Source organism: Methylobacterium dankookense (assembly GCF_902141855.1).
Lineage (GTDB): Bacteria > Pseudomonadota > Alphaproteobacteria > Rhizobiales > Beijerinckiaceae > Methylobacterium > Methylobacterium dankookense.
On record NZ_CABFVH010000046.1, the window covers coordinates 1 to 15,816 of the forward strand.

General features: G+C 68.3%; 27 protein-coding genes and 2 pseudogenes. 13 read left to right on the forward strand and 16 right to left on the reverse strand.

Going from position 1 to position 15,816, the window contains the following annotated elements:
• Positions 1–48: 48 nt before the first annotated feature.
• The 14 genes and pseudogenes from MTDSW087_RS23925 to MTDSW087_RS23985 form a co-directional block, all read right to left on the reverse strand.
• A complete protein-coding gene (locus MTDSW087_RS23925) occupies positions 49–1,218 on the reverse strand; it encodes a tyrosine-type recombinase/integrase (protein ID WP_144767373.1) in 1,170 nt (389 codons plus the stop codon).
• Between the two features lie 20 nt (positions 1,219–1,238).
• Positions 1,239–1,403, reverse strand: a pseudogene (locus tag MTDSW087_RS31475) (helix-turn-helix domain-containing protein); the annotation flags it as partial.
• A complete protein-coding gene (locus MTDSW087_RS30395) occupies positions 1,400–1,555 on the reverse strand; it encodes a hypothetical protein (protein WP_186383976.1) in 156 nt (51 codons plus the stop codon). The gene MTDSW087_RS30395 and the pseudogene MTDSW087_RS31475, both read right to left, overlap by 4 nt.
• Positions 1,552–2,001 carry an ASCH domain-containing protein gene (locus MTDSW087_RS23935; RefSeq protein WP_144767374.1) on the reverse strand — a complete coding sequence of 150 codons (450 nt, stop codon included), beginning with the start codon at positions 1,999–2,001 and terminating at the stop codon, positions 1,552–1,554. Before MTDSW087_RS23935 ends, MTDSW087_RS30395 begins: the two co-directional genes overlap by 4 nt.
• Positions 2,001–2,375 carry a DUF4031 domain-containing protein gene (locus tag MTDSW087_RS23940; RefSeq protein ID WP_144767375.1) on the reverse strand — a complete coding sequence of 125 codons (375 nt, stop codon included), beginning with the start codon at positions 2,373–2,375 and terminating at the stop codon, positions 2,001–2,003. The genes MTDSW087_RS23935 and MTDSW087_RS23940 overlap by 1 nt, the downstream gene beginning before the upstream one ends.
• Complete coding sequence (locus MTDSW087_RS23945; RefSeq protein WP_144767376.1) at positions 2,372–2,662, reverse strand: hypothetical protein; 291 nt, start codon at positions 2,660–2,662, stop codon at positions 2,372–2,374. The genes MTDSW087_RS23940 and MTDSW087_RS23945 overlap by 4 nt, the downstream gene beginning before the upstream one ends.
• Positions 2,655–3,758 (reverse strand): DUF5131 family protein, encoded by a 1,104-nt coding sequence (locus tag MTDSW087_RS23950; protein WP_144767377.1) that lies wholly within the window; start codon positions 3,756–3,758, stop codon positions 2,655–2,657. Before MTDSW087_RS23950 ends, MTDSW087_RS23945 begins: the two co-directional genes overlap by 8 nt.
• Complete coding sequence (locus MTDSW087_RS23955) at positions 3,751–4,017, reverse strand: hypothetical protein (protein ID WP_144767378.1); 267 nt, start codon at positions 4,015–4,017, stop codon at positions 3,751–3,753. Before MTDSW087_RS23955 ends, MTDSW087_RS23950 begins: the two co-directional genes overlap by 8 nt.
• A complete protein-coding gene (locus MTDSW087_RS23960) occupies positions 4,014–4,502 on the reverse strand; it encodes a hypothetical protein (protein ID WP_144767379.1) in 489 nt (162 codons plus the stop codon). Before MTDSW087_RS23960 ends, MTDSW087_RS23955 begins: the two co-directional genes overlap by 4 nt.
• A 1-nt stretch (position 4,503) precedes the next feature.
• Positions 4,504–4,857: a hypothetical protein gene (locus MTDSW087_RS23965; protein ID WP_144767380.1), complete on the reverse strand. Its 354-nt coding sequence runs from the start codon at positions 4,855–4,857 to the stop codon at positions 4,504–4,506.
• 10 nt (positions 4,858–4,867) lie between these two features.
• Positions 4,868–5,260, reverse strand: coding sequence for a hypothetical protein (locus MTDSW087_RS23970; protein ID WP_238179800.1), 393 nt, complete (start codon positions 5,258–5,260; stop codon positions 4,868–4,870).
• The gene (locus MTDSW087_RS23975) at positions 5,260–5,565 is read right to left on the reverse strand and encodes a hypothetical protein (protein WP_144767381.1); all 306 of its coding nucleotides are present in this window, start codon (positions 5,563–5,565) and stop codon (positions 5,260–5,262) included. The genes MTDSW087_RS23970 and MTDSW087_RS23975 overlap by 1 nt, the downstream gene beginning before the upstream one ends.
• A complete protein-coding gene (locus tag MTDSW087_RS23980; RefSeq protein WP_144767382.1) occupies positions 5,565–5,882 on the reverse strand; it encodes a hypothetical protein in 318 nt (105 codons plus the stop codon). The genes MTDSW087_RS23975 and MTDSW087_RS23980 overlap by 1 nt, the downstream gene beginning before the upstream one ends.
• Position 5,883: 1 nt before the next feature.
• Entirely contained in the window at positions 5,884–6,114 is a 231-nt protein-coding gene (locus MTDSW087_RS23985) for a hypothetical protein (protein WP_144767383.1), read from the reverse strand.
• Positions 6,115–6,432: 318 nt separating this feature from the next.
• Between MTDSW087_RS23985 and MTDSW087_RS31000 the strand changes: the two genes are divergently transcribed.
• Positions 6,433–6,747 carry a hypothetical protein gene (locus MTDSW087_RS31000; protein ID WP_238179801.1) on the forward strand — a complete coding sequence of 105 codons (315 nt, stop codon included), beginning with the start codon at positions 6,433–6,435 and terminating at the stop codon, positions 6,745–6,747.
• Between the two features lie 97 nt (positions 6,748–6,844).
• Here the strand turns inward: MTDSW087_RS31000 and MTDSW087_RS31480 are convergent.
• Positions 6,845–7,120 (reverse strand): annotated as a pseudogene (locus MTDSW087_RS31480) (helix-turn-helix domain-containing protein); the annotation flags it as partial.
• 30 nt (positions 7,121–7,150) lie between these two features.
• Between MTDSW087_RS31480 and MTDSW087_RS23995 the strand changes: the two are divergent.
• Positions 7,151–7,387, forward strand: coding sequence for a helix-turn-helix domain-containing protein (locus tag MTDSW087_RS23995; protein ID WP_144767385.1), 237 nt, complete (start codon positions 7,151–7,153; stop codon positions 7,385–7,387).
• 2 nt (positions 7,388–7,389) lie between these two features.
• Here MTDSW087_RS23995 and MTDSW087_RS24000 read toward each other — a convergent pair whose 3' ends face one another.
• Positions 7,390–7,629: a hypothetical protein gene (locus tag MTDSW087_RS24000; RefSeq protein ID WP_144767386.1), complete on the reverse strand. Its 240-nt coding sequence runs from the start codon at positions 7,627–7,629 to the stop codon at positions 7,390–7,392.
• A gap of 91 nt (positions 7,630–7,720) precedes the next feature.
• Between MTDSW087_RS24000 and MTDSW087_RS24005 the strand changes: the two genes are divergently transcribed.
• From MTDSW087_RS24005 to nusG, 11 genes are all read left to right on the forward strand, one after another.
• The gene (locus tag MTDSW087_RS24005) at positions 7,721–8,404 is read left to right on the forward strand and encodes a hypothetical protein (RefSeq protein ID WP_144767387.1); all 684 of its coding nucleotides are present in this window, start codon (positions 7,721–7,723) and stop codon (positions 8,402–8,404) included.
• Complete coding sequence (locus MTDSW087_RS30400; RefSeq protein ID WP_186383978.1) at positions 8,401–8,559, forward strand: hypothetical protein; 159 nt, start codon at positions 8,401–8,403, stop codon at positions 8,557–8,559. Before MTDSW087_RS24005 ends, MTDSW087_RS30400 begins: the two co-directional genes overlap by 4 nt.
• Positions 8,556–8,759 carry a hypothetical protein gene (locus MTDSW087_RS24010; RefSeq protein WP_144767388.1) on the forward strand — a complete coding sequence of 68 codons (204 nt, stop codon included), beginning with the start codon at positions 8,556–8,558 and terminating at the stop codon, positions 8,757–8,759. The genes MTDSW087_RS30400 and MTDSW087_RS24010 overlap by 4 nt, the downstream gene beginning before the upstream one ends.
• Before the next feature lie 44 nt (positions 8,760–8,803).
• Positions 8,804–10,096 carry a DUF7146 domain-containing protein gene (locus MTDSW087_RS24015; protein WP_238179362.1) on the forward strand — a complete coding sequence of 431 codons (1,293 nt, stop codon included), beginning with the start codon at positions 8,804–8,806 and terminating at the stop codon, positions 10,094–10,096.
• Positions 10,065–10,418 carry a hypothetical protein gene (locus MTDSW087_RS24020; protein ID WP_144767390.1) on the forward strand — a complete coding sequence of 118 codons (354 nt, stop codon included), beginning with the start codon at positions 10,065–10,067 and terminating at the stop codon, positions 10,416–10,418. Before MTDSW087_RS24015 ends, MTDSW087_RS24020 begins: the two co-directional genes overlap by 32 nt.
• 36 nt (positions 10,419–10,454) lie before the next feature.
• Positions 10,455–11,420 carry a DUF2303 family protein gene (locus MTDSW087_RS24025; RefSeq protein WP_144767391.1) on the forward strand — a complete coding sequence of 322 codons (966 nt, stop codon included), beginning with the start codon at positions 10,455–10,457 and terminating at the stop codon, positions 11,418–11,420.
• A gap of 56 nt (positions 11,421–11,476) precedes the next feature.
• Positions 11,477–11,674 (forward strand): hypothetical protein, encoded by a 198-nt coding sequence (locus tag MTDSW087_RS24030; RefSeq protein WP_144767392.1) that lies wholly within the window; start codon positions 11,477–11,479, stop codon positions 11,672–11,674.
• The gene (locus MTDSW087_RS24035) at positions 11,671–12,342 is read left to right on the forward strand and encodes a hypothetical protein (protein ID WP_238179364.1); all 672 of its coding nucleotides are present in this window, start codon (positions 11,671–11,673) and stop codon (positions 12,340–12,342) included. The genes MTDSW087_RS24030 and MTDSW087_RS24035 overlap by 4 nt, the downstream gene beginning before the upstream one ends.
• Before the next feature lie 5 nt (positions 12,343–12,347).
• A complete protein-coding gene (locus MTDSW087_RS24040; protein WP_144767393.1) occupies positions 12,348–14,099 on the forward strand; it encodes a DNA primase family protein in 1,752 nt (583 codons plus the stop codon).
• 70 nt (positions 14,100–14,169) lie between these two features.
• On the forward strand, positions 14,170–14,424 hold the full coding sequence (locus tag MTDSW087_RS24045) for a hypothetical protein (protein ID WP_144767394.1): 255 nt from the start codon (positions 14,170–14,172) through the stop codon (positions 14,422–14,424).
• A gap of 444 nt (positions 14,425–14,868) precedes the next feature.
• Positions 14,869–15,609, forward strand: coding sequence for a transcription termination/antitermination protein NusG (nusG, locus tag MTDSW087_RS24050; protein WP_144767395.1), 741 nt, complete (start codon positions 14,869–14,871; stop codon positions 15,607–15,609).
• Positions 15,610–15,816 lie beyond the last annotated feature (207 nt).

Below are 15,816 nucleotides of genomic sequence, written 5' to 3' on the forward strand. Positions count from 1 at the left end.
CGGGGTGTAGCGCAGTCTGGTAGCGCACCTGGTTTGGGAGCATCGGGGCTAAGCCCCCTTAACCTCCTGTGCCGACAGCGGAATGGCCGTTTCCGGTTCTGCCGTGTCGGGACTTTTGTCGGGATTCCGCGTCGCCGCGCCCCGCTTCGAGGCTGCCTCCATCGCTTCCAGCACGTCGTCGTGCATGACGTGGGCGTACTTGGCCGTCGTGGTGATGTCCGCGTGCCGGAGCATCCGCTGGGCGACCTTCAGGTTTCCGCAGGCGCGAAGGACGCGGGTCGCCGCCGTGTGCCGGTTGTCGTGGAAGCGGTAGTCCGTCAGCTCGGTCTTCACGTCGCGCCGGAACGCCGTCTTCAGGCCCTCATAGGTGATGGGATAGCGCTGGCCGCGGCGCCGATCGCCGCTGGCGCGCTGGGCGACATAGGTGAACACGAACTCATCGTGCTCGCCCTGGAGCGGCCAGAGCAGGGCGCGGACGGTCGGCGGCATGGGGATCGACGCCAGCTTGTCGCCCTTGCCGAGGACCCACACCTGCCGGCCGCCCCAGTCCACATCCCGCCAGCGCAACGTGACGCATTCGTTTAAACGGCAGCCCGTCAGCAGGGCGAAGCGGACCACGGCGTGATAGTCGGGCCGGAGGGCCGCGAACAGCGTGGTCTCCTCGTCAGCGCGCAGCTCGCGCACGCGCTCCTGCGGCTCTTTGAGCATGTGCTTGCGCCACTCGATCGGCGCCACCGGCTCCTGCCACACCTTCGCGGCCCGCGTGAGGATGGCGCGCAGAACCTCCGTCACCGTGCGGTTGACGGTGGCCGCGCTCACGCGCCGCTCGACGCGCTTGCCGTCCTCGATCCGGAAGGTGGTTTCCTGGCGGCGCTTCGTGACCAGCGTGGCGACCAGGGTGCTGTCGATCTTGGCGAGGCGCCGGCCGTTGCCGATCTCGGCCTGGAGCCAGCCGATGGCGCGCCAGAGGTCGTTCTGCGTCTTGGCAAACTGACCGACCTGATCCCAGTAGCGGCTCGCGGCGAGCCCGAAAGTCAGCGGCTCCCGGCCGAGCCGGGCAGCTTCCTTAAGTTGATCGGCTTCTTCGACGCGCTTGGCCTTTTCGTAGGCGTCGGCGTCCCGCTTGTTTGTGCAGCGCGTGGAGCCGTGAAATCGTACACCTTGCAGCTCGAAGTCGTAGAGGAAGATCTTTCGGCCTTTTGGACGGTAGGTCGACATTCGCGCTTCCTCCTCGCCTCAATGAACGAGTCGAGGTCCGCAGGGTGATACATCCGGTGCTGGCGTGTCGAGCCGCGGCCGGTGGCGATGTAGTCCAGTTCGCCCGCATCGACGTGCTTCCGGAGCGTGCGGGTGCAGATGCCGAGGCGGTCGGCGGCCTCCTGGGGGGTGAGGAGGGCGGTCACGGCCGGGCCCCGCAGGCTCGCGCAGCTTCGGCCGCGACGCGTTGGGCTTCACTCGACTTCGCGAGGTAGACGCAGCCGCCAGGGCCGAGCGTGACAGCGAGGATGAGCAGAGCGATTCCGCCATAGGTGCTGAAGGGCGTGCGCTCGCTCACGGCGCCGCTCCCGCGATATCGAGCGGATCGGCCGGTGCGAGCGGCTTCCAGCGGATCAGCACGCCGCTGAACACGTCCTGCCCCGGATGATTCTCACGCCAAAAGGCGACCATCTCGTCGAAGTCGCGGAAGCCGTCCTGTCGGGCGAACTCGTCCAGGGTCACGCCCCACGTTGCGCCCCGCACGAAGGCGCCTTCGAGCGTGTTCACGACGATGCTCGGCGGCTGCCGGCGGGCGGGCAGGATGATCCGAACCCGTTCAACCGCTATGCACGGCGCCTCGCCGATCCGCCGGCAGTGCTTCGTCCGCATGCCGGTGTAGAGCTGCACGTGCTCGCCCGGCCGGGCGTGCCGGCCCTTCCCCGCTCGCTCGGCCCGGATCGTCTGGGCCTTCGTGCCCGAGAGGATCGGGGCAGCGAACTGTTTCTTGAAGCTGTAGGCGACCATCAGATGAGCGCCCCCTGCGCGGCGCGCACGATGCCGTCCGCAGGCTGGCCGGCGGCCCGCCGCTTGGCCTCGATCCGCTTGACCATCGCCGGCCGGCCGCGCTGCTGCGCGTCGAAATAGGCGGCCCCGTAGCGGTCGGTTTCCAGGGCGCCGGCCTCGATCGCCGCCGCCCGCTTGCACTTCGCGATGTCAAAGTGGACCCACGACGCCCTGCGGAATCGCGGCTGGGACAGCGTCGGGTGGCCCTGGATCCACTTCCGCTCGACGCCGATCCGGTCGACCATCGCCAGCAGCTCCTCCAGGCTGTCGGCCCACAGGTGGCACATGATCATCCGGCCGAAGGGGAAGGCGGCTTGGTCGACGTAGCAGCTCATCGCGTTTCGCCTGCCCCCCAGTAGGACGCGGGCTTCTCCAGCCGGCGGTCGATGGATCGCTTGAGCGCTTCCGCAACCTGCGAATCGCCGTAGTTGACCCGCCAGAGGTCGACGGCTGTGGTGACGAGGACATGGGCGGCAACGTCGGCCTGCATGCCCTCGTCGAACGGCTTGTCGAGCAGGTCCATGATCCCGCGGGCCAGCTCGACGACGTGCCGGCCGGAGACGTTGACCATGCCTTCAGGCGGGACGTGTCCGGCGGCTGCGCGGCGCTTCTGCTCACCCATGGTGCGCCTCCGGGAAGGCGTCGTGCGTGCGGCCGTCGAGGAGCCGGCCGGCGGCCCGCTTCCCGACCCGGCGCATCACCTGAAAGCGTGCGCCGTGGAAGCCTCGGCCGCCGTCGAGGTTGAGCCACGCGGTATCGGCGCGATCGTCGGAGAAGGCGTTGCGGTAGTCCGCACGCCAATCCGAGTCCTCCGTGTCACGATCGAGAACGCTGAGCCACGCGCCGTGCTGCTTGAAGTGGAAGGCGACCCCTGTCGCGGCGCAGGTGTCGCGGATCTGGCGAGCCCAATCCGGATGCATTGGCCGCGCGTCCGGACCGCTCTCGCCGCCGACGATCGCCCAATGAAAGGCGCCCGTGCTGAAGGGGCCCGCGGCGTCGATCGGCCCAAGCAACGGCTCGAACGAGAAATACCGCACGGCCGAGGGCGTGTTGTAGAGATCTGCAACGCGCTCATCGAACCGGTGCTGATCTTCGGCCGAGACGCCGAGCCACACATGCGGCATCGGGAAATCGAAGGCCTGCGCCTTCAGGCTGCCCTGCGGTGTCCAGAAGGCCGAACCGTTCGGCACGTCGATCGTGTCGAGGGCTTCGTTGACCCGGTGCCAGCGCGTGGTCGGCGTCGTCTCAGCCGGTACGTCGACGACATGGCCTCCGCGGCCGGAAAAGCCCAGCGAGAGGCGCATGGCCGGCGCTGGCTGCCACGTCTCCGTCGCCCAGGCGCGCATCCGGTCGGCGCGCTTGGTGAGCACCTGATAGGTGTGCCAAGGCGCGAGGGCCATGACGGCGAAGACGCGGTCAATCCATTCGTCAGGCACGTTCTCGGCGAACAGGTCGCCGTGGGCGCAGACGAAGATCTTACGCGGCCGGCGCCAGCGCATGGGGAGCGTCAGATACTCCTCATTGAATCGGACCCGACCGTTCCAGACGGGCTTGCTCTTGCTGGCGGTGGTGAGATTCCGGCGGGACGGCAGGTGCGCCAGTCGGGTGCCGGCGAGCTGCATCGCGTAGCAGTTGGTGCAGCCGGGCGAGACGACGGAACAGCCGGTGATCGGGTTCCACGTCGCGTCCGTCCACTCGATCAGGCTGCGGTCACCCATGGCGCGGCTCCGGGCGATCGAGGCCGAGGAAATCGCAGGCGGCGCCGTGGAGCGTTTCCGTCTCCATGTCGTCCCCTGGATAGCGGCGCAGGAACACGTTCACCGCGTCCGCGAGCGCCGTGACGATCTCCTCCCGGTTCGGCGCCTCGCCATCGCGGACGGCGCAGAGCAGGAGGTCGATCGCCGTCGTGGCAGCCGACGCCGCGGCCAGACAGGCGCGGGCGTCGGGATCCGTGATGTTGGGGCCCTGCTCGGTCACGCGCTCGCCCCCGTGCCCTCGGTGGCGATCTCGAAGCGCGGCGGGCCTCCCTGCGCGGTGAAGCGCAGCGGGATGTCGTCGCTCCAGCGGTAGACGGTCAGGTCGTGCTTCGTGCCCTCGTCGGCCTCGCCGGCTTCGCGCAGGATCTCGACGAGCTGATCGGCATCCTCGGAGACGGTGTCCGTGTCGCCGTCCACCATAAGCATGGCGCCGGCCGGCACGGGCGGCTCGATCTCGAAGCTGCCGCCGGGCCCGAAGGTGAGCACGGCGTCTTCCAGCGTGTCACAGCAGGCGAAGGGGACGATCTGCCCCTCGGTGATCACGCGGGGCTCGAACCCGTCGCCCTCGATTCGGCTGCCGTAGCCCGGCGCGCCGTCGTCCAGGGTCAGAAGCCAATCGTTGGGCGTCTCGCGCCCGGTCGGCGGGATCTCGTCGATGGCCTCGCTCGGCCACCACTCGCGGTTCTTTCGCGGCTCCAGGGACATGTCAGCTCTCCGGGGTTGAGGCCGCGGCATCGGCTGCAGCGGCGCGGTCCAGCCGCTCGATGGCGGCTATGAGCAGGGCTCCGGCGCGGAGAAGGTCCTGGCGCTGGCCCTCGGATTTGAAGCGGGCGCCCCAGCCCTTCGGCCACAGGGCGATCATCAGGCCCCAGGCGTTCGATGGGACGAGGTCCCTCTGACGCTCGGGGGAATGGGTGCTGCAGAAGGCGAGGGTGGCCGCGGCACGGCCGAGCGCATCGTCCGGCAGCGCATCGTCGTGCTCCGGCCCGTAGCCGTGCTCGGCGATGCCGCGGGCCCGCTCGGCGGCCAGCTCGGCGGCGATGCGCTCGTGCGGCAGCATCGGCGCGCCCTCAGTCGGCCTTGCGCCGGCTGGGGCGCAGGATCTCGGCCTTCAGGTACGGGCGGCGCGCCAGGATCTCGGACGGATGCCGCCAGGAACGGCGGCCGTCGCGCTCGGCGCGATCCTCCTCGCGGTAGATCGCGGCGCAGCGGCTGAGCAGGGTCCAGACCTTCAGTACGGTGGCGGTGTGCCGATCGTGGCGCAGCGCCATCAGCAAGTCGTAGATCTCGGCCCCGCGCTTGGACCGGCGGTTGTTGAAGGCCATGCGGCAGGCGTTCCCGCAGAACTCCGCCCCGGCCACGCCGCTGGCGAAGGGCACACCGCATTCGAGGCAGGCGCGCTCCGGCTGGACGGTGCGCCTCGGGGCGCCGCTGTTGTCGGCCTCGCAGGCGCAGCGCAGCATCACGCCCGCCCTCCGGCCTCGGCCCGCTTGCGAATCTTCCGCGCGAGCTGGACGAGGCGCTGTCCTTCCATCCGGGCGGCCGAGGCGGCGACCACGACGGGCGGCGTCGCCCGCATCATGGCGCGGGCGTCGTCGCGATAGGTCTCGATCTCGGCTTCCGTGAACCCGGCGGCGTACAGGTGGCGCAGGGTGCACGCGTCCTCCGGGCCGGAGGCGTGGTGGCGCATCGTCTCGGCCATGAGGCGGATGCGCGTCTTGCGGTCGCGGGCGGTGCGCGCCGCGTGGAGCTTGGACGGGGCGACCATCAGCGGGCGTGTTCCTCGACGAGGGCGGAGAGAGCGGCGGCGACGGCGAGCGGCCCGGCGAGATCCCGCAGCTCGCGGCGCAGGCGCCGGGCGACCGGGCCGGGCGCGCGATCGGCGAAGGCCGACAAATGCGCGGTCAGGAGGCGCGCCCCGACCGCGTCGAGCTGCCGGAGTGCGAGCCGGATGAGCAGGAGCGAGGTCCAGGCGTCCCGGCTGCCCCTCTCCAGGCGGGACATGCCCGCCGGGATGCGAGGCGCGAGGCCGCGGGTGCACAGGGCGTGCTCGGCGGCGGTGAGGTCGGCGGCGAGGGCGGCCATGTCAGGCGACCCCTTCGCAGCGCATGGCCGACAGGCCATCGCGGGTTGCCGCGATCAGGTGTTCCTTGAGCTGATTGAACACCTCGACGGCGGTCGGCACCGGCATGGGCGCGACGGCGAACACCTCGCCGTCTTGATCATGCAGCCGGACATGAATGTTGCCGCAGGCGCAGGCTTCGCAGCCGGCGACGCTGATGGATGCGGCGCGCTCGTAATCGGGACGGGCGGCCATCACTCGCCCCCCCAGCCCAGAGAGCGGCCGACGAGCGGCATCGAGCCGATCGCCGTGAAGACCGCCAACATGATGAAACCGAAGACCTGTGCGTCGGACACCGCTCGACCCTCTCGCTAATGCGAGCCTAAAGTGCATCACAAGCACCTTAAGCCGTCAATCCCTAACGTGCTTCAGAGGCACGTAAGCGAGCGGATCCGCCATCCACACCTTTCCACAGGGTAAGTCCCTGAAAGGCGTCGATTCCTCATCAGAAGTTGTTTTGATCTTGTTTTGTTCTCAAGGGTGCGCCACGTTCGCCTCAACAAAGGAGGCCCGATGCCCTCGCTGACACGCTTCATGGCGCAAGGTTACACCCGGCTCGACGACGGGCTGATGCGCGCGGACGAGCCGTTGCGGTTCATGACGCCTGGGGAAGCCATCGACGAGGTGGAGCGCTTAGCTCCGCGGCGAGCTGGCGCGGTCGCCTACAAGTGGGTCGGGGATGAGAGGAACGGCGAAACCGGCCGTATCAGCCTCCTGCGGCACGTCGGCGTGATACCCGTCTACGTGGCGCTTGCACTGGGGATTGAGGAGGAGAGCTGTCAGCTTCCTCGGCTGCGGCGTGAGGCCCATCTTCAGTATGCGAGTTGAGGACTGCCTGCGCGACGTTCACAATCGTGACCCGTTCTGCGGCCTTGGCATGATCCCAGATTGTCCAAATGCTATTTGGCTCGCTGGGGTCTCTCATCAACAAATCTGCTACTTCGCAGTTGTAAACCTCGGCTAGAACTTCAAGAGTATCTTGCGTGTAGGGGATTTTGCCAGACTCGATCTTGCTCAGATTTTCGCGGGACATCTCGGCGCGCTCGGCCGCTTGTTCCTGGCTGTAGCTTCTGAACAAGCGCCATTCGCGGAGGTAATGTTTCCTGCGCTCGCGGGAGGGCTTGGCGGTTCGGGGCATGCTCAAGTGTCTCAGAGCGGCCCGGAATAGCCATGGCATGGCACGACCAAACGTGCTTGACATGCAACGTGCTTCTAAAGCACGTTACCACCCATGCGACTTTCCGACTGGCTCAAGCAGAATGGGAAAACGGTGGCGTGGCTCGCCGAGCAGGTGGGCCGTGACCGTTCATTCCTGACCCGCGTCAAGAACGGCGAGGCCAAGCCGTCTGTCGACGTTGCCGCGGCGATTCAGCGTGTGACCGGCGGCGCGGTGACCGCCGTCGACTACGTGACCGATGCGGAAGAGGCCGCGCCCGAGTGTCCCCTGGCCGAGATGGGGGCGCAGTAATGTCAGTGCGGCGCTCGACCCTTCTCGCGGGCCTTGCCCTGCTCATAGGTGCGGCGGCGCTCCGCCAACTCCTCCGCCAGCCGATCGGCGTTCGCGGCGTCGAGCTCCAAGCAGGCGATGGGCGCATGGCCCTTGCCGAGGAGCACGATCCGGCAGCGGCCATCCGGACCAAGCTGAAGCTGGAAGCCGTTCGTGGCCTCAACCTCCGACACTTCGGGGATGAGTGGATCGTCGCCCTGCATTGTCCCTCCTCGGCGCATCGGGTGCTGTTCCTCGAAATCGGTAAACCGCGCTGGCATGTGCCGCTGGTCACAGAGACGACGGGCGTGCGCGATGCGTGAGCGGCTTGCCCGGTTCTCCCGTCCCACGCTGCCCGCGCTCGGCGGCGCCGTCGAGGGGGCGCGTGCCCGCCTCGGCGCTGGCGCGCAGGCCGTGTCCGGCCTGGGGGCTTCGATCTCGGCACGGGCCGCCGATGCGTTCCAGCGCATCGAACGGCCCGCCCTCGATCTGTCGTGGTTGTCCGATCTTTCCTCCGTTCGCTGGCCCTTCGGATCCAACCCCGAAGCGGCTGTGCCTCACCTAGCATTCGTTGCGTCTTCCGCTGCGCCGGCCGTGTCCGCGACCGCTGCAACCCCGTCAGAATGGGGGAGCACGGTGGGAAAATCTGGTCTGAGCTGGGATCTGTTCTTCTCGAACACGGACCATGATTGGTCCGACGAGATCGATATGGGCGGCCTCGTGCGCTTTCTGCGCGCGCGCTACCCCGACAAGACGGCGCCTAACGTGGCCGCGGACACGCGGCTGCCGATCGACACGGTGAAAAAGTGGCTCGCCCTCGTCGCGGCGCCGAACGGCAAGGCCGTGCTCGTCCTGGCCTGCGTCTACGGCCCGGAGGTTCTGGTGGCGCTGCTGCGCACCCCGCCGGGCTGGCTCGTCGAGACGGCACGAGCGGCGGAACAGGCGCGGCTCGAAGCCGAGCTGGCGGCGCTCCAGGCGAAGCTCGCGAGGTCGGCATGAGCGGCGCGGCGCGCATTCTCTGGGCGGCGGCCGGTTCGAGCGCCCGCTGGCTGGCCGACTGGTATCTCTGGGGCACCGCGTCCCTGCTCGACTTTGCGCAGTATTGCGAGGAGCGGGCGCAGGGCGGCGAAAGCGATGATGAGGCGCGATCATGAACGACGCGCTGCTTAACGACCTCAAGGCCGTGTTCCGGAAGCATATGCTCCCCGACATGGATCAAGATGCGATCGATGATCTGCATCTTCAGGGCCTCGAATGGCTGGTGATCAGCATGCTGGTCTTCGGCACATCGAACCGCAGCATCAAGGATGCGATCAACCGAGCCCGCGAAGCTTTCCGCCGGATGCGGAACTGAGGCGCCAGCCTCTCACCTGTCTTGTCCACCGATCGAGGCCCTTCGTGCCCGCGTCGTCGTCCTTTGCCGATTGGGTTGCCGAAGCCCGCGCCGTGCCGATCGAGGCGGCGCTGGAGCGGGCCCGCGTGCGCCTGCGCAAGCAGGGGCCCGAGCTGGTCGGCCCGTGCCCGGTCTGCGGCGGCCATCGCCGGTTCAACGTGAACCGAAGCAAGGGGATCTTTCTGTGCCGGGGCTCGGGCGAGGCCGGCGATGTCATCGCGCTGACCCGGTATCTGGAAGCCTGCGACTTCAAGGTGGCCTGCGAGATCCTGACCGGGCGCCCGCCGCCCGGCCGGAACTCCTCGGAGACACCGGAAGAACGGACAGCCCGTCAGGCCATCGTGGCGAAGCGCGAGGCCCAGCGCGCGAAATACGACGAGGCGAAGGCGCGCGAGAGCGAGCGATTCCGCGAGCGCGAGCGGCGGTGGTGCTGGGATGCGTGGCAGGCGGCCGTTCCCGTCGTGGGGTCGCCGGCCGAGGCCTATCTGGCGCTGCGCGGCCTGATCGTTCCGGAGCGGGCGGCGCTGAAATGCGTGCTCGAGCATCCGTTCTTCGCAGACGGGAAGGCCGGCGCGGCCGTGGTGCACACCGGCCCGGCGATGGTGGCGGCGATCGTCGGCCCGGCCGGCAAGTTCGCAGGCCTGCATGCGACGTGGATCGACCTCGGCCGCTCGGGCGGCAAGGTGGAGATCGGCGACCCGGAGACGGGCGAGCTGCTGCCGGCGAAGAAGGTTCGCGGGTCGGCCGGCGGCGGCCACATCCCCCTCGTCCCGCATCCGGCCCCGAAAGACCTGGTTGTCGGGGAAGGGATCGAAACCGTGCTGACCGTCTGGCGGGCGCATGTCGCCTGCCGGTGGCCGTATCTGGCCGATGCCGCCTACTGGTCGGCCTACAGCCTTCACAACATCGCCGGCCCGGCCACGAAGACGGTGGCGCATCCGACAGAGCGCCTGATCGACCGGGCGGGGCGCGAGCGTGCGCGCCGGGTCGGCGGCCCCGTGCCCGATCTCGCCCGGCCGGGCCTGATCATCCCGCCGAGCGTCGAGCGCGTGTGGCTCCTCGGGGACGGGGATAGCGACCGCACCATGACGGAGATGGCGCTGGAGCGCGCCGCCCGCCGCTTCCGGGCCGGGCGGCCCTGGCTCGACGTGCGCGTGGCCTGGGCGCCGGAGGGCCAGGATTTCAACGACGTGTTGCGGACGGCCGCGGCGGAAGCCGGGTCAACGATCGCGCAGTGCATCCCGCTGGAGGGAGGAGGACGGACTTATGAGCACGCGACCTATTCGCACGTTTCTTGAGCTGCTGCCGATCTTGAGCCGTGGTCGCTTCATCGAGAAGTGCAACGAGCACCTGACGCACGCCCTCGAACACTTGGAAGCGCTGCCCGACGAGAAGGGCGGCACGGCGACGATCACCATGACGCTGACCGTCGCCTACCAAGACGGGCGGATCGAGGTGAAGCCCGCGATCAAGAGCAAGCTGCCCGAGGAGAAGGGCTTCGCCGGGACGCCGTTCTGGAGCGTCGATGGCGGCTTCTCCGTCCAGCACCCCAGTCAAGCCGACATGTTCGGCGGCCCCCGCGCGGCACCGGAGTCCGCGCGCGGTGCCGGCTCGGCCTGATCACCACTCCGCAGCGTGCAGAACGGGAGATAGACCATGGTAGCGACACCGAAGACGGGCAGCGGCGTGATCCCCGCGCCCAAGAACGGCATCACGGGCGAGGCCGACGCGATTGAGGCCATCGCTGCCCTGACCCGCGCCGGTCTGAAGGGCGAGATCATCCAGATCAGCACCAAGGGGCTCGGGCACGGGCTGCCGGAGACGGTGCCGGTGCTGATGAAGGCCGGCGACGATCGCCCGCTGGAGAGCATCAAGGCCACGCTCGAACAGTACCGGATCGGCCCGGAGCGGCGGCGCGGCACGGCCGAGGTCACGACGCTGAAGGCCTTCGTGGATCTGGTGGCCCGGCATAAGGACGAGGGCTCGGCGATCTTCGCGAAGACGAGCTGGCCGAGCCCCGCCCTCACGGCCGTGATCGACTATCACGACGACAAGAACGCACCTCGGCACGGGGAGCACCGGATCCACTATGCCTTCCCGGTGACGCCCGAGTTCCAGGCCTGGATCAACGCCAACGGGAAGAAGCTCGAACAATCCGACTTCGCGCTCTTCTTGGAGGAGCACGCGGCCGAGCTGGCGGCGCCCTATGACGCCGAGGTCAACCAATTCGAGCCGCTGTTCAAGGCGAAGTTCGCGACGCCGAACGAGCTGATCGACCTCTCGCGTGGCCTGGAGATCCGCGTGGGCCAGAAGGTCGCGAACCACGTCCGGCATCAGTCCGGCGAGGGCGAGCTGGTGTTTGTGGAGGAGCACACAAACACGAAGGGCGACCCGATCACCGTGCCGGGCATCTTCATGATCGCCCTGCGGGCCTTCGTGGACGGCGAGCCGGTCCGCATCCCGGTTCGCCTGCGCTACCGCGTCCAGGGCGGATCCATCCTGTGGTTCTTCGCCCTCTACCGGTGGGAGGACGAGCTGCGCGAGCGCGTGAGCCAGGACCTCATGAAGGCCGGCACGGATACCGGCCTGCCGACTTTCGAGGGCGCGCCGGAAGGCCGCTGACCTGTCCTCGGCGGGCGGCCTCGGCGCGCCGCCCGCCCCTTCGCGGAAAGCTCCTCATGACGACGCGGAAGACGACGTGGCGCTCTCGCCCGTCCGAGCTGTGGAACGGCGATTCGGTCGCCGGCCGGCGCGGTGCGGCGTCCCGCTGTGCGCAGCGCACGCCCGTGACGCTGCCGCCGATCGGCGGCCGGGCGCAGGTGTTCGAGAACGGTCGGCTGGTGACGGCTGAGGATATGGGTGGGAAGCAGCCGTGACCCGTGGCAGCACCGCCGTCATGGCGTCGCGGCGCGAGCCGCCGAACAGCCTGGATTTCTTCCCGACTCCGCCCTGGGCGACGCGGGCGTTGCTGCGCCATGTGCTGCCGATGGCGCTGGGCGGTTGGCATATCGCATCGGCCTGGGACCCGGCCTGTGGCGAGGGCCACATGGCGGAAGTGCTCGCCGAGGATATTGCCCTCGTGCGCGGCTCCGACGTGTTCGATTACGGCCGGGGCTACGCGGTCGCGGATTTCCTCGACCCGGCCACGCGCATGACGCCGCCGGTCGACCTGATCGCGACCAATCCGCCGTTCAACGTGGCCGTCGAGTTCGCCGAGCGCGCCTTGGAACAGGCCGGCGCCGTCGCCCTGTTGCTGCGCACGGCCTGGATCGAGGGCGAGGAGCGCTATCAGCGCCTGTTCCGCGACCGGCCGGAGACCCTGTTCGCCCCCTTCGTCGAGCGTGTGCCGATGCTGCGCGGGCGGTGGGATCCGACCGCCTCCACGGCCACCGCCTATGCGTGGTTCGTGTGGGTCCGCGGTGCTGCGCCCCTTCCCGTCTTCCGGATCCCGCCCGGCTGCAGGCGCACCCTGACCAAGCCAACCGATGCCCCGCGCTTCGCGCAGGCGGCTGAGATCCCGCTGTTCGTACCTTCGGTGGAGTAAGGACCATGAGCGACGACAAGCTTGCGACCATCGCGCGTCTGGTCGACGAGGCGCAGCCGGCCGGGCACGATGGGGACGATTGGGACTATAGCGAAGAGGGTGGGGGCGATGGCCCTCCGGAACCGCCCGCGGGCGACGGTGGCGAGGGTGGCGACGGCGACAAGGCCAATCCCGACGTAGTCAAGTTCTGCGCCGGGCTGGACCATTCGGACACCGACAACGGCGTTCGCCTGCTGAAGCACTTCGGCAGCGACCTCGTCGTGATGGCGCAGGATGAGGTTTCCGCCGGGGCGTGGCTGTCGTGGACCGGCACGCATTGGGATCTCGCGAACGGCTTCGCCTTGGCGAAGGTGACGGCGCAGCGCCTCGGCAGCCGGATCATGATGGAGGCGGCCTATCTGGAGGCGACGCCGCAGGAAAAGCGGCAGATCGAGGCGGCAGAGGCCCTTGTCGGCCGCAAGCGCTCGGAGCTGAACGACGATCAGAAGTCTGTGTTAGGGGCCGGCGAGGCGGCCGAGGCGGCGCTGGCGAAGCGCCGGCAGCGGCGGCGGGCCTTCGCGATCACGTCCAAGAACAAGGCCCGCATGGATGCGGCGCTGGACTGTGCCGCGCCGCGTCTGCGCCGGTCTCCCGACCGCTTCAACGTCGACACGCACCGGATTGCCTGCCTGACGCACACGCTGGTGTTCTCGCGGAAGCCGGACCCGGAGTGCCCCGATCCCGACGCCGTGCGCTGGATCGCCGAGTGCGATGCCAAGGAAGGGCATAGGCGCGAGGACTGGATCACGGCCGTGGTCCCGCAACCCTACGACAAGACGGCGACGGCGCCGCGGTGGCGCAAGTTCCTCGCGGACATGCTGGTGGACGAAGCCAAGCGGCGCACGGTCCAGCAATTCACCGGCCTCGGCCTGCTCGGCATCCCGATCCAGCACCTCATGTTCCACTACGGGCTCGGGGCGAACGGCAAGAGCGTGTTCTTGGAGACCGTCTCTCGCGTGCTCGGCCCCAGCCTCGCGGTCGGCCTGCCGCGCGAATCCATTGTCGGCGGTACGGAGCGCGGCTCCGGCGGCGCCTCGCCGGACATCGCCCGGCTGTTCGGCAAGCGCTTCGTCCGCATCATCGAAGTGGCGGGCAACCAAGCCCTGCAGGAGGACATGATCAAGCGCCTCACCGGCGGCGAGATGATCAGCGTCCGCGCGCTCTACAAGGGCTATTTCGAGTTCCAGAATTTCGCCAAGGCGCACATGAGCGGGAACGACTTCCCGCGTGTGGACGGCCAGGACAACGGCATCTGGCGGCGCATCCTCGTCGTGCACTGGGATCAGACCATCCCGGAGGAGGAACGCGGCGACTTCGAGGAGGTGGTGAGCCGCTTCGTGCGCGAGGAGGGCGCCGGCATCCTCAACTGGATGATCGAGGGCGTGCTGGACTACCTCGTGAACGGGCTGGTGATCGCCGACGCCGTCCGCAACGACACGAAGGAATACCGGGACGATATGGACCCGGTCGGCGAGTTCCTGCGCGCCTGCGTGAAAGACGATCCCACGCAACGGGTCCAGGCACACACGATGTTTCAGGCTTACGAGTCGTGGTCGATGGCCAATGCGAAGCGGGCCGTCAGTCAAACCCGGTTCGGCAAGCGCGTGAAAGCCAGCTTCGAGCGCAAGGAGATCGGTGGGCGCCTGTTCTACATGAACTGCGACTTGCACGACGTCCCGGCCCGGCCTGAGGCTCCGCAACCTCATGGGGGGCACTGACGGGCTTCATAGGCCTCGCCGTCATTGGGACGGCAGAGGGGCAATCCGCCATGCGAGAGGAGGGAGTGTGATGGGGCAGCCAACCGGCCCGAGGCACTACAACGGCTTCAAGGCGGCCGCCGAATGCTGGCGCACGATCAACGGCGTCCGTTGGCCGCAACGTCATTGCGATCCCACTGCCGAGATCGTCGCGGCCTATCGAGCGGCCGGCATTCGCTACCGCAAGGTGAAGCACAAGGACGGGGGAAGCGACCTGTTCGTGCACCCCGAGGATCACGGGAAGGCCGAGCAGATCGACCGTAAGGTCGGATACATGTTCGGCTGAACATGGCGGACGGGGCATCCCTCGAACGCGATCCGCTGTCGCGCCTCCGTAGGCCGATGGCGGCCTTTCCGTTTCCCGAGCCATGCGCGACGGGCCTCACCTGAGCCGCAGGCCATCCTGCGCGCTCCGTTTAAACGCGAAACCCTAACAGGCGAGGCGACACTGGCGACAGTATAGCGGCACTTCCAAATCTTCTGTCGCCATCATTTTGTGAAGCCATTCCAATGGCTTGCGGCCAAACGGCGGTAGTGGCGACAGTTTGCGCGCACGTATATATATCTGGGTTCCGGTTAGAAACAGAAAATACATACCCACTACGTGGGATATCTGTCGCTAGTGTCGACAGACAGGTCTATATAATTGAAAGCGTTTCAGAAATTTACGGCGACGGTTTGATTTTCCTTGTCGCCCAACCCTCGCAACTCTCGCTCGGAGGTTTCTGCCATGATGAACGGCGCTTCGCAGCCGTCCTCCCCGTCTCCGCTGCGCCGGCTCTCGCCGGCCGACTTTGCGCCCGAACAGCTCGCCGGCTGGATCGAGGCCGGTTCGTCCAGCCCGGCTGCTGCTGGGGCTGTTCCCGCAGAGGGCGAGGCCGATGGCTGGCTCGTCGCCTACACCGATCCGCGCCGCGAGGATGACGTGGCCCGCACCCTGACGCGCCGCCGGTTCGAGACGTATGTGCCTGCCATGACGGTGACCCGGAGCCGGTCGGACGTGCGTCGGCCGCTTCTCCCTCGCTACGTCTTCGTGCGGGATGCGGCTGGGCAGGGCACCTATGGCTTGCGGCAGACGCCCGGCCTGGAGGGATTGGTGCGCACCACGGGGCAGGCGCTCGCCCTGCTGAAAGGCGAGATCGTAGACGGGCTGCGCGAGCAAGAGGCTGTGGGAGTGTTCGACTTCACGGCGCAGCGGGCGGCGGCGCTCCGGGCGGCCGAGAGCGCAGAGGAAGCGGCCAAGCGCGCGGCAGAGGCGGCCAAGGTGTTCCTGCCGGGGGTGGTGGTCAGGATCGTTGGTGGGCCTTGGGTGTCGTTCCTCGGGCGGGTCGATGGGCTCCTGCCGGATGAGCGTATCGGCATCCGCATGAAGATCTTCGGCCGGGAGATGACGATGCCGATGCAGTTGGCGGATGTGGAACTCCTCACGACGCCTCTTGCCTGGATCCAAAAGCGCATGTTACCGAAGTGACACGCACGGACGTGTGTTGCAGAACTGCAACCACGGTTCGTGCGGCAGCTATGGTGACAGCCCCGGCGCCCCGCGTCCGGGGCTTTTGCTTGTCCAGGGTATGCCCAGCCGCCCGCCGACCTTCCGCCCCAAGCAGGGGCGCGGATCCGAGGCCGACCGGCGCGCTGCCCGTGCGACCTATGACCGGCGGCGACGGAACGAGAGCGC